This window comes from Pseudomonas sp. 34 E 7 (assembly GCF_900005715.1).
GTDB classification, from domain to species: Bacteria; Pseudomonadota; Gammaproteobacteria; order Pseudomonadales; family Pseudomonadaceae; genus Aquipseudomonas; species Aquipseudomonas orientalis_A.
This window is the reverse complement of record NZ_CVTX01000166.1, coordinates 3,837-15,011: the sequence shown is the minus strand read 5'-3', so window position 1 is coordinate 15,011 and position 11,175 is coordinate 3,837. Positions and strand designations below refer to the sequence as shown.

The following is an 11,175-nucleotide window of genomic DNA, read 5'->3' as shown; positions in this document are numbered from 1 at the left end:
GCCTAAGCGAGGTGCCGAGTGGTGGGGCAAGAGCGTTTTGCTTACTTTTGCGCTTTTCAAAAGTGAGCCGCCGTCAGGGCGGAACCCTAAGTGGTCGTTACCGCAGAAACGGATATGTACTCGGTCTGATCCAGCATCCTGGTCGGCCCAGAGGCCGCCATCGGGGGCAAGCCCCCTCCCACATTGGGTTTAGCGGTGTTCTTCAATTCTTGTTACGGGTCTCATGCATCCGCGCCAGCTGGCGCTCCAGCATCGACGGATACGGCTCCATCAAACGCTCCACACAGCTGGCGCCCTCAGGGCTGGCAATCGGGCGGATGCGTGCGCGCTGGCGAATCAGCGTGTCTTCACTGATCTTGCGCTCCACCAGCAGCAGGTTGCGGCTGTGCTGGGACAAGGCCAGGGCATCCTGGGCAATCTCGGTCAGCAAGAGGTCGATCTGGCTGATGCCGAACAGGTCATCGCCCACCGTCAGGCCCAACTGCAATTGCAAGGTAATGCCGCTGTCCGCCACTTCGATCTGCAAGGCATGGCCCAGGGCGCGCAGCAACTCGCCGCAGCAGATGGCGTTGGTCAGGTAATCTTCGCCGCTGTCTTCGCTGTGGAACAGCATCAACGTGCTGCCGTCGTTCAGGGTGTGCAGTTCGCTCTGGTAGAGCGAGGCCGCCTGGTCGAGACAGTCGCGGTAGCGTTCCAGCAATTCCGTCAAGCGGGCGCGGGGCAGGCGGCGCAGTTGGTCCTGGGCACCCAGTTGCACGGCGAGTACGGCGCTGTACTGGGGCTCGGTGCTCTTGGTCGCAAGCGCTTTCGGCGCTACGGCAGGCGCGGTGTCTGCGGTATCGCGCAGGTCGGCGAACGGGTCTTCGTCATCCAGCTCGTCTTCTTCGGCCTTGATCACATGCCGTGGCGCAGGCTTCAAACCGGCCACCGGAGCGCTTTCGTCAAAGCCTGGGTCACGCAGGTCGCGCACTTCAAACTCAGGCTCGTCGTCGTTGTAGTCGGCCTCGTCGTACTCCGGCTCGGGTTCAACCTCAGGTACCGTCGGCTCCGGCGCGAAGCTGGCATGCAGCTGGCGCGCGAGGTCGCCGATTTCGTCCTGGCGGTCGGTGGCCGGGGTATGTTCGTTGATATCGCGCAGCCAGATGCGCAGTTGCATCAACGGCGTGGAGATATGCCGGCCCAGGCGCAGGCTTAAGGCCAGGGCCAAGGCCAACAGGATCGCGCTCAGGATGCCCATGCTTTGCAGGCTGATGGTCATCGGTTGCTGGAACTGTTGCATGTCCAGGCTGATGCGCAATTGGCCGGCTTTCACATCCTGAAACGTGATATTGCTCTGGTACAGGCCCTCGGCTTCGCCCAGCAGGCCGTTTTTCGGGCGCTGCCCGGCTTCGGCCATGATCCGGTTGTCCACGCTATAGATAGCAGCGTGGGCCACCAGCGGGTTCTTGGTCAGGTTGTTGAGCAGCACGTTGAGGCTGAGAATGTCGTTGGACACCAGCAACTCAGTCGCCGAGGTGGCGGTCTGGGTGGTCAGGCTCTCGCCCAGGGCGTCGGCTTGCTCATGCATGGCCTGCTTGAACTGCAAACCCATCACGCAGGCGTAGATCACCAGGGCCAGAGCGACCAGGATCACGTTATGGCTGGCGATGCGTAATGCGATCGGTACACGGCGGTGGCGCAGTGCCCGGAAGATCAGCAGGAAGAAGTTATCGGTTTTTACTGGCGTGGGCCGGTTCACTTGCGCTCGGCTCTTGGTCCGTGAAGTTGACGCGCAGTATAGCGACAGGCCCATGACCGGCAAAGCGCTGGCTGTGCCCGATGGTCACTGAAAGTGGGTAGAATGCGGTTTTTTTCCAGCCTGGGGGTGCGCTTTGCGCGAAATTGTCCTGATCAACATCACAGGTCTTGACCGACCGGGTCTCACCGCTGCCATTACCGGTGTTCTGGCCCAGGGTGGTGTGAACATTCTCGACATCGGCCAGGCGGTGATCCACGACACCCTGTCGTTCGGCATCCTGGTGGAAATTCCCAGCACCGAGCAGGCATCGTCTGTCCTCAAGGACATTCTGTTCACGGCCTACAAACTCGATCAGCAGGTGCGTTTCACGCCGGTGTCCGAAGCCGATTACCAGCATTGGGTCGAAGGCCAGGGCAAAAAGCGCCATATCGTGACGTTGCTCACCCGCAAGGTAACGGCCGAACAACTGCAGCGCGTCAGCTCGATCACGGCGCATTACGGGTTGAACATCGACCATATCGACCGCCTGTCGGGACGTATGCCGCTGGACACGCCGGCGGACAAAGGCAAGGGCTGCATCGAGTTCTCTGTGCGCGGTGAGCCGGCCGATGCGCAAGCGCTGCGCGCCGAATTCCTGAGCGTGGCCCAGGAGCTGAATGTCGACATCGCCTTCCAGGAAGATTCGCTGTTCCGGCGCAATCGTCGTCTGGCGGTGTTCGACATGGACTCGACCCTGATCGAAGCCGAAGTCATCGACGAGCTGGCCAAGGCGGCGGGTGTGGGCGAACAGGTCAGCGAGATTACCGAGCGGGCGATGGCCGGCGAGCTGGATTTTCGCGCCAGCTTCAAGGAGCGCCTGGCGCTGCTCAAGGGCCTGGACGTGAGCGTGCTCGATTCCATCGGCGCTTCCCTGCGCCTGACCGAAGGCGCCGAAACCCTGTTCGCCGAGCTCAAGCGCCTGGGCTACAAAACGGCCATCCTGTCCGGTGGCTTCACCTATTTTGCCAAGCAGCTGCAGGCCAAGCTGGGCATTGACTACGTGTTTGCCAACGAGCTGGAAGTGGTGGATGGCAAAGTGACCGGCGTGGCGGTGGAGCCGATTGTCGACGCACAACGCAAGGCGGACCTGCTCAGGGAGCTGGCGCACAAGGAAGGCTTGCGCCTGGAACAGACCATTGCGGTCGGCGACGGCGCGAACGACTTGCCAATGCTGGCGATTGCCGGGCTGGGGGTGGCGTTCCGCGCCAAGCCGTTGGTCAAGCAGTCGGCCAAGCAGGCGATTTCGACCTTGGGGTTGGATGGGGTGCTGTATCTGCTGGGCTTGCGCGACCGTGATGGGCAGCTCTAACTGACGAAATGCGCTCAAAAATGTGGGAGGGGGCTTGCCCCCGATTGCGGTAGTCCAGTCAGAGATGTATTGACAGGTCCACCGCCATCGGGGGCAAGCCCCCTCCCACACTTGGTTCTGCGTCAGGCCTTGGGTGTTGCGATACCCTGGCCCATCTGCACGGGCGAGCCCGCCAACAATGCTTCGGTCCATTTCACCTGATCCGGCCCGAACAGCACGATAGCGGTCGAACCCAGCTTGAAGCGCCCCAGCTCCGCACCTTTTTCCAGGTGAATCGGCGCACGGGCAGCTTCGTCGTAGCGGAAGGTTTTCAGTTCGCGCTTGGGCGGCGTTACCAGCCCGGCCCATACGGTCTCAATCGAGGCCACGATCATCGCGCCCACCAATACCACCGCCATCGGCCCGCGTTCGGTGTCGAACAGGCAGACCACCCGCTCGTTACGCGCAAACAGTTCCGGTACGTTCTCGGCGGTGGTCTGGTTCACCGAGAAAATTCGCCCTGGCACATAGACCATCTCGCGCAAGGTACCGGCCAGTGGCATATGCACCCGGTGGTAGTCCTTTGGCGACAGGTAGATGGTGGCGAAGTCGCCGCCCATGAACGGCGCAGCCAGCGCGGCGTCGCCGCCCAGCAGTTCCAGCACGCTGAAGCTGTGGCCTTTGGCCTGGAACACACGGCCATGTTCGATCGGGCCGAGCTGGCTGACGGCACCGTCGGCCGGGCTCAGTACGGCGCCCGGCGTTTGATCCAGTGGGCGCGCGCCGTCTTTGAGTGCGCGGGTGAAGAAGGCATTGAAGTGCTCGTAGGCGGTCAGGTCTTCAACCAGCGCCTGGGACATGTCCACCTGGTAACGCTTGGCGAACCAGCGGGTGAAGGCATTCTTGAACCAGCGCACACGGCACTCGGCAATGCAGCCGGCCAGGCGCGAGAGCAAGTGGTGTGGCAGCAAATACTGGCTGAGGATAAACAACTGCTTTTTCATAACTGTCCTTAAACCTTAAATCTCAACGGGGGTGTCGGGGTGGTTGCCCCATTCGCCCCAGGAACCGGCATAACCTTTGACTCGTGGATAACCGAGCGCCTTGGCCACCAGGTAGGTGAAGCCAGAGCGGTGGTGGGTCTGGCAGTGGGTGATGATTTCTTTATCGCGGGTCAACCCGAGGTCTTCGAGGATTTGCGGCATGTCGCGGCGGATGCGCAGGCTGCGCGCCGTGTCCATGCCGGCGGTCCACTCGAAGTTCACGGCGCCGGGGATGTGCCCGGCTTTGGCCGCGAGGACTTTTTCACCGGAGTATTCCAGCGGGCCGCGTGCGTCCCAGATAGCCAGGTCGGCCGCGCCGAGCCGGCTTTGCAGGTATTCGCGGGTGGCGGTGGGGCCGTCATGCAAGGTGAGGCTGACCGGGCCGCCGACGGGGGGCGGCACCTCGGTGGATAACGGGTGCTTCTCGTCCAGCCACGCCAGCAGGCCGCCGTCGAGGTAGTGGTATTTCTGATGGCCGATCACGTCGAGCATCCAGATAAAACGCCCGGCCCAACCGCCGCCCTCATCGTCATACACCACATAAGTGGCATCGGGTGTGTGGCCCAGTTCGCCGAACAGCTTTTCCAGGTCGGCCTTGTTTGGCAGCAGGCCCGGCGCGGGCGGTTGGCCCAACTGGGTGCGCCTGGGGTCAACGAAATGCGCGCCGGGGATATGCCCTTCGGCGTAGCGGGCGGCACTGGTGAGGTCCACCAGAATCAGGTGTTCGGCATCAAGGCGACCTTGCAGGTCGCTGCATTCGATCACCAGCGGCAAGCCAGAGAAGTCAGGCATGTGAGGTCTCCTGGGCACAAATGTTGGCGATAAAGGAGGGCGATTGTAGCGCAAGCATCAGGCGCTGCGGTTGGTAAAGCTGTGCAGGGCTTTTTCGACGCATTGCGCGGTTTTGCCGAAGGCTTGCACGGTGGTTTCCGAGAACGGCCCGCCACCCTGGTCAGCTACCATCAGCATGACCACGCGGCCATTACAGCTCAGCGAGCGCAACAGCAGGTGCTCGCCGGTAAACAGGCGGCGCAGGATCGGTGGCAGCAGGGCGGCGAACTGCGCATGGTTGTCAGGACCGAGACGCACCTGGGCGGACTTTTCCAGCAAGCGTTGCAGCAATGTACTGTTGACCACATCCAGGCTCAGGTTGGCGGCGTCCTTCGGCAAGCCATCGGCCTGATGCACACGCAAGGTGCTCAAGGCGCGATCGGCCATGAACAGCAATACGCGCTGCATGCCGCTGGCGACCAGGGCTTCCTTGGCGCACGTGGTCAGGTGCATCGCATTGGCAAAGCGGCTCGGCTCGACCAGCAGCTCCGTGCAACGGTTGCGCCACAGCGCCAGTGCTTCAGCCGTGGGCGGTGGCGCGGGCAGCAAGCCACGATGGACTTTTTGCACGTGCCACGGCCAGATCAGCGACAGCGCCGGGTGCCAGAGATCAGGCATCAGGGTGCTGCGGGCACTGGTGACCGCTTGCTGGTGAACCTGCTGCTGCACATCGCCCAGTGGCTCTTGCAGGTACAGCGCAGTGAGGTATTGCCAGCGCTCGGTGTGCGGGCAGGTCCAGGACTCCTGCGCCGACAGCGCCAGGCCGTTGGCCAACAGCACCGTGTTGGCCGGCTGATTCAGCCAGCGGCGCAGGTTGGGTTCGGCGTCGAGTAACTGCTGGTGGCGCAGCGGGTCGTCTTCGCGGGCGATACGCAATGCCTTGACCAGCAGACGCCGCTCGCCCAGCAGCAGGTTATAGCCCTGGGATACCCAGATCGGCAGGTGCCAGGCCGCAGTCAGGCCAAGGCACAGGTCCAGCAGGCGCACGCCGAACACTTGCTGCTCGACCTTGCGCGCCGACTCGCCCTTGTGGATCACCCGCAGCTCCCATTCCTCAAGCAGCTTGGGGTAGGCCACGGCCATCGGCCACAACGGTGACAGAAACAGCAGGCTGCCCCAATGGATATCCTGCCACAGGCGCGCCAGGCGGCTGCCGAACAGGCCGTTGGCTTGCTGGGACGCGTGCTGGCTGACCAGCAGCAGTTGGCGCAGCGCGACGGGAATCTCGCGGGCCGGCACTGACGGCAGGCGCACCAGCAGTTCTTCGGCGCGTTTAAGGCCGAGGCGATTGAGCGCCACTTCGAGGTTTTCCGCCGGTTCCGCCAGGCTGCCGTGGGTGTGGCTGTTGGCCTCGCGCATCACGCTGAGCACCAGGGCCGGGCTGTCTTGCATCAGCTCGGCGATGTCCCTCAATGAGCTGCGGCTGTCGCGGATCGCTTTGCACACGCGCTCATGGCTGGCCTGGGGAACGGGCAGCAGCACGTCGTCCAGGCGCTGGATCCAGGCGGCGAGGGTGGTGGGTCTTGCAGTTGGGACTGTCGTTTCATTAGCCATGATTGGGGCGCGATCATCATATGTGTTCAACACACCCGTAACGGGCTGAATTGGCTTTTCGCCTTAACGGGCTATAGTCTGGCGCAGTTTCGCCGATAAGTAGAACAAGAGTTTTTCAGCTGCACCCACTATGTCCATGAACCCGACGGCGCAAGTACAGATCCCCTATGGCTAAAATTATCGGCATCATTGTCGTCATCGCAAGTGTGCTCGGCGGGTACGTCCTGTCCCACGGTAAAATTGCCGCGCTGATTCAGCCTTTCGAAGTGTTGATCATCGGCGGCGCCGCCTTTGGTGCCTTCTTGCAGGCCAACCCGGGCTACATGACCATGCACGTGATCAAGAAGTCGCTGGGCATGTTCAGCTCGCGCTTCTCCCACACGTTCTATCTGGAAGTGCTGGGGCTGGTCTACGAGATCCTCAACAAGAGCCGCCGCGAAGGCATGATGGCCATCGAAGGGGATATCGAAGACGCCGCCGCCAGCCCGATCTTCGCCAAGTACCCGGCCGTGCTCAAGGACGAGCGCATGACCGCGTATATCTGCGATTACCTGCGCATCATGTCCTCCGGCAACATGGCGCCCCATGAGCTCGAAGGCCTGTTCGACATGGAGCTGTTCAGCCTCAAGGAAGAGCTGGAGCATCCTTCCCACGCCGTGACCGGGATTGCCGACGGCATGCCGGGTTTCGGTATTGTCGCGGCGGTACTGGGTATCGTGGTGACCATGGCCTCCCTGGGCGAGGGCGATCAGGCGGCCATCGGCATGCACGTCGGTGCGGCGCTGGTGGGCACCTTCTTCGGTATCCTGGCGGCCTACGGTTTCTTCGGCCCGCTCGCCACCTCCCTGGCGCATGACGCCAAGGAAGAAATCAACCTCTACGAAGCGATCAAGGCGTCCCTGGTCGCCTCGGCGTCAGGCATGCCGCCGTCGCTGGCAGTGGAGTTCGGGCGCAAGGTTTTGTACCCGAAACATCGCCCAAGTTTCTCCGAGCTGGAACAAGCGGTTCGCGGTCGCTAAGCCATGGAAAACAACCAGCCGATCATCATCAAGCGCGTCAAGCGCTTCGCCGCGGGGCATCACGGCGGCGCCTGGAAAATCGCTTTCGCCGACTTCGCGACGGCGATGATGGCGTTCTTCCTGGTGCTGTGGCTGATGTCCACCGCCACCCCTGAACAGAAGATCGCCATTGCGGGTTACTTCAAGGACCCGATTGGTTTTTCGGAAAGTGGTACACCCTTCGTAATCGATCTGGGCGGCTCGCCGCAGCTGGCGCCGGAGCGCACCATCAATCCGGAAGTTGAGACCGAATCGCCTCAGGAGAAAATCCCGATCGAGCGCGATCAGGTCGAAACCATGGCCGAACAGGTCGAGAAAGAGCGACTTGAGCTGTTGCTGCAGGAACTGCAGAACAAGGTTGAGGAAAACCCGCAACTGCTGAAATTCAAGGATCAGATTTCCTTCGAGATCACCCCGGAAGGCTTGCGTATCCAGATCACCGACGCCGCCAACCGGCCGATGTTCGATTCCGGCAGCGCGCGCTTGAAGCCGTACTTCGAAGATATCCTGCTGGCCATGGCCGACACCATCAAGGCGGTGCCGAACAAGATCAGCGTCAGCGGCCACACCGATGCCAAGCCCTATGCGGGGCAGGGCGACTTCGGCAACTGGGAACTCTCGGCCAACCGCGCCAACGCCGCCCGCCGCGCGCTGGTGGCCGGCAGCTATCCGGACCCGCAAGTGGCGCGGGTGGTGGGCTTTGCGTCATCGCAGTTGTTTGATCCGAAAGATCCGTTCAACCCGATCAACCGGCGTATCGATATCGTTGTGTTGACCAAAAAGGCCCAGCGTGCGATTGAGGGCGATCAGCCGCCGCCACCGCCTGCACAGGGTGAGGGCGCCCCCGGTGAAGTGCCGGCGGACCCGAACGCGCTCCCGCCAGGTCAGGAGCCGCTGCCGGCCCATGAGCTGCGTCAAAAGCTGAACCTGTTTGATGACGGTGGAGTGAAGGACCCGACGGTGCCTGCGCCGGCGCCGGGGTCGTAAGCGGCTTCTATAAGCCACACATGAAAAAGCCCCGATCATTCGGGGCTTTTTCATGTGTGGTCAGAGTGGCAGGTACGCTTTGATACCACCGATTACGCCGCGCATATCATCAGCGCACAGGCGTGGTACGAAGTACTCTCGACCCTTGGCGCGAGTCTTTCTATGCAATTTGTCGAGGCGTTCGAAGCTGACGGTGTAAATCATGTCGCATTTCACCCACAGCTCTTTATAACCGTCGGATTGAAGTGGGTTGGCGCGTAGTGGAGGGTGCCAGTCGTACTGGATTTCTGGTGCGGTCGAGGAAATCGGCACAACGGTGCACAGCTTGCGATTATGTGTAGAGGTTGGGGATATCACTACGACCTTACGGATCTTCAACATCTCTGGCGCTACAAAACCTCGTGTGAAGTCACACAGCAGTACATCGCCTTGTTTGGGGTGATAGTAGAGAGCCAACTGTTAATTCCCCACAAAAAGCAAAGCCGCCCGAAGGCGGCTTCATTCGACACGCAGCGGAGCTTGCTTCGCCCCTTCTGCGCCGCTGGATCAACTCCGAAAAGGATCCAGACTCCTGCCAGCTTTCGCTGGTGACGGAGCAATTATGGGCATCAGGAAATCCGAATACAAGCTGGCGTGTGTGTATCAGCCACCCAGTTGACCCGGATTCTTGATGCCTGCTCCTGTTAAATCAATGGGCTAGGGCGTTCAGCACCCTGGTTTATGTGTATCAAGAAATTGACCGTCAATAACTGCTCTCAGGCAAGCTCGCAATAATCGACCGATAGCTGTTCATCCGCTGCTGCTGCACACGGCCATCCTCCAGCGCCTTGAGCAGTGCACAGCCCGGCTCGCGGTCGTGTTTGCAGTCGCGGAAGCGGCAGGTGCCGATCAGGTCGTTGAACTCGATGAAGCCTGCTTCCACGTCGCTGCGGCTGACATGGCCGAGGCCGAATTCACGAATGCCCGGGGAGTCGATCAGTTCACCGCCACCGGGGAAGTGGAACAGCCGTGCGGTCGTGGTGGTGTGCGTACCCTGGCCGGACAGTTCCGACAGCGGGCCGACGCGGGTGTCGACTTCCGGCAGCAGGCTGTTGACCAACGACGACTTGCCCACGCCAGACTGGCCGACAAACACGCTGATGCGCCCGTCCAACTGCTGTTGCAGCTGTTCCATGCCGTTGCCGTGATGGGCCGACACTTCCAGCACCGGGTAGCCCAGGGTGCGGTAGACCGCCAGCAAAGCGTTGAGCGCCGGAGCGTTCTGTTCGTCGATCAAGTCGAATTTGTTCAGCAGCAGCAGCGGGCGGATACCGGCATGCTCGGCGGCGACGAGGTAGCGGTCGATCAGGTTGGCGTGGGGCTCGGGCAGCGGCGCGAACACAATCACAATCATGTCGACGTTGGCCGCCACCGGCTTGAGCTGACCGCGGCTGTCGGGGCGGCGCAGTTCGGTACTGCGTGGCAACTGGGCGACGATCACGCCGATGCCCTGGTTGCCGGCGCGCCACACGACTTTGTCGCCCGTGACCAGCGCGGGCAGGTTGGCGCGCAGGTGGCAGCGGGACACCGTGCCTGCGAGTTCGCCTTCCAGCGCCTCGACTTCGACCTGCACGCCGAAGTGCGCGATCACCAGGCCGGTTTGTTCGGGCCCCAGGTCGCCGCCCTCGAGCGCTTCCACGGCGGAGGATTCACGTTTGGCGGCGCGCGCTGCGCGTTCACCTTGAATCTTTTCGATGCGCCAGTTTTGGCGACGATTGAGCTGGCGTTTGGCCATTGGTGTTCCGTGTCGATAATGCAAAAGTTGGGTAAAACGGTCGCGAGTCTAGCACGGCGCCGCCTGCTAAACTGCGCAGCTACGCCAAGGTGCCAAGAGAATCAAGCCATGCAAAATCCACAGAACCTGATTTGGATCGATCTGGAAATGACCGGTCTGAACCCCGACACCGACGTCATCATCGAGATGGCGACCATTGTCACCGACAGCAACCTCAACACCTTGGCCGAAGGTCCGGTGATCGCCATTCACCACAGCGATGCCGTCCTCGCCACCATGGATGAGTGGAATACCCGCACCCATGGCAACTCGGGCCTGACCCAGCGGGTACGCGACAGCCGCATCAGCATGGCCGAGGCCGAAGCCGAAACCATCGCCTTCCTGGAAAAATGGGTACCCAGGGGCAAGTCGCCGATCTGCGGCAACAGCATCTGCCAGGACCGGCGCTTCCTTTATACGCATATGAAGGGGCTGGAAAGCTACTTCCATTATCGCAACCTGGACGTGTCGACCTTGAAGGAGCTGGCCGCGCGCTGGGCGCCGGAGGTCAAGGACAGCTTCCATAAGGGCAGCACGCACCTGGCGCTGGACGATATCCGCGAGTCGATCGCCGAGTTGCAGCACTACCGCAAGCATTTCATCAAGGCGTGAAATCGACGCGACCGCTGGACATTTGGGAGGGGGCCCCCGATGGCGGTGTGTCAGGCCCGGATGCATTGACTGACACTCCCTTATCGGGGCATAGGTATCTACACAACTCTGTAGCGCTCAACCGTAACCACGATGCGAAGCGAGCCGCTCTTGATCTGGCTTTTGATCTTGATCTCAGGCGCCCCGTTAAACCACGCTGGCCGAACGCAGGC

The 11,175-nt window shown here is 61.7% G+C and carries 10 protein-coding genes; 4 read left to right on the top strand and 6 right to left on the bottom strand.

All coding sequences use genetic code 11. The features are described 5' to 3' along the window. Positions 1 to 202: 202 nt before the first annotated feature. Positions 203 to 1,738, bottom strand: a complete 1,536-nt coding sequence (locus BFP96_RS21890) for an AhpA/YtjB family protein (protein WP_065896720.1) — start codon at positions 1,736 to 1,738, stop codon at positions 203 to 205. Positions 1,739 to 1,871: 133 nt separating this feature from the next. Here BFP96_RS21890 and serB point away from each other — a divergent pair, with 133 nt between their 5' ends. Continuing rightward, positions 1,872 to 3,086, top strand: coding sequence for a phosphoserine phosphatase SerB (serB, locus tag BFP96_RS21885; RefSeq protein ID WP_065886537.1), 1,215 nt, complete (start codon positions 1,872 to 1,874; stop codon positions 3,084 to 3,086). 122 nt (positions 3,087 to 3,208) lie between these two features. On the opposite strand, the gene asd is transcribed toward serB, so the two are convergent. Genes asd through BFP96_RS21870 form a run of 3 tightly spaced genes read right to left on the bottom strand, consistent with a single transcriptional unit; the run spans position 3,209 to position 6,493 of the window. Next, positions 3,209 to 4,069 carry an archaetidylserine decarboxylase gene (asd, locus tag BFP96_RS21880; RefSeq protein ID WP_065934815.1) on the bottom strand — a complete coding sequence of 287 codons (861 nt, stop codon included), beginning with the start codon at positions 4,067 to 4,069 and terminating at the stop codon, positions 3,209 to 3,211. A 15-nt stretch (positions 4,070 to 4,084) separates the two neighbouring features. After that, on the bottom strand, positions 4,085 to 4,900 hold the full coding sequence (gene rhdA / locus BFP96_RS21875) for a thiosulfate sulfurtransferase (RefSeq protein ID WP_065894488.1): 816 nt from the start codon (positions 4,898 to 4,900) through the stop codon (positions 4,085 to 4,087). 57 nt (positions 4,901 to 4,957) lie between these two features. After that, positions 4,958 to 6,493: an HDOD domain-containing protein gene (locus tag BFP96_RS21870; RefSeq protein ID WP_065894490.1), complete on the bottom strand. Its 1,536-nt coding sequence runs from the start codon at positions 6,491 to 6,493 to the stop codon at positions 4,958 to 4,960. A 167-nt stretch (positions 6,494 to 6,660) separates the two neighbouring features. Between BFP96_RS21870 and motA the strand changes: the two genes are divergently transcribed. Together motA and motB are read left to right on the top strand one after the other, a co-directional pair. Continuing rightward, on the top strand, positions 6,661 to 7,512 hold the full coding sequence (gene motA, locus BFP96_RS21865; protein WP_065886533.1) for a flagellar motor stator protein MotA: 852 nt from the start codon (positions 6,661 to 6,663) through the stop codon (positions 7,510 to 7,512). 3 nt (positions 7,513 to 7,515) lie between these two features. Continuing rightward, entirely contained in the window at positions 7,516 to 8,538 is a 1,023-nt protein-coding gene (gene motB, locus BFP96_RS21860) for a flagellar motor protein MotB (RefSeq protein WP_065894492.1), read from the top strand. 60 nt (positions 8,539 to 8,598) lie between these two features. Here motB and BFP96_RS29495 read toward each other — a convergent pair whose 3' ends face one another. Both BFP96_RS29495 and rsgA read right to left on the bottom strand, forming a co-directional pair. Further along, the gene (locus tag BFP96_RS29495; protein ID WP_083216675.1) at positions 8,599 to 8,994 is read right to left on the bottom strand and encodes a type II toxin-antitoxin system PemK/MazF family toxin; all 396 of its coding nucleotides are present in this window, start codon (positions 8,992 to 8,994) and stop codon (positions 8,599 to 8,601) included. Between the two features lie 286 nt (positions 8,995 to 9,280). Further along, entirely contained in the window at positions 9,281 to 10,312 is a 1,032-nt protein-coding gene (gene rsgA / locus BFP96_RS21850; RefSeq protein ID WP_065886530.1) for a small ribosomal subunit biogenesis GTPase RsgA, read from the bottom strand. Between the two features lie 108 nt (positions 10,313 to 10,420). Here rsgA and orn point away from each other — a divergent pair, with 108 nt between their 5' ends. Then, positions 10,421 to 10,963, top strand: a complete 543-nt coding sequence (gene orn, locus BFP96_RS21845) for an oligoribonuclease (protein ID WP_065886529.1) — start codon at positions 10,421 to 10,423, stop codon at positions 10,961 to 10,963. The last annotated feature ends 212 nt before the right edge of the window (positions 10,964 to 11,175 follow it).

Excerpts from the sequence above, each read along its gene's own strand:
- rsgA (WP_065886530.1), bottom strand. The coding sequence starts at position 10,312 with ATGGCCAAACGCCAGCTCAATCGTCGCCAAAACTGGCGCATCGAAAAG.
- orn (WP_065886529.1), top strand. The coding sequence starts at position 10,421 with ATGCAAAATCCACAGAACCTGATTTGGATCGATCTGGAAATGACCGGT.
- motB (WP_065894492.1), top strand. The coding sequence starts at position 7,516 with ATGGAAAACAACCAGCCGATCATCATCAAGCGCGTCAAGCGCTTCGCC.
- motA (WP_065886533.1), top strand. The coding sequence starts at position 6,661 with ATGGCTAAAATTATCGGCATCATTGTCGTCATCGCAAGTGTGCTCGGC.
- BFP96_RS21870 (WP_065894490.1), bottom strand. The coding sequence starts at position 6,493 with ATGGCTAATGAAACGACAGTCCCAACTGCAAGACCCACCACCCTCGCC.
- asd (WP_065934815.1), bottom strand. The coding sequence starts at position 4,069 with ATGAAAAAGCAGTTGTTTATCCTCAGCCAGTATTTGCTGCCACACCAC.
- rhdA (WP_065894488.1), bottom strand. The coding sequence starts at position 4,900 with ATGCCTGACTTCTCTGGCTTGCCGCTGGTGATCGAATGCAGCGACCTG.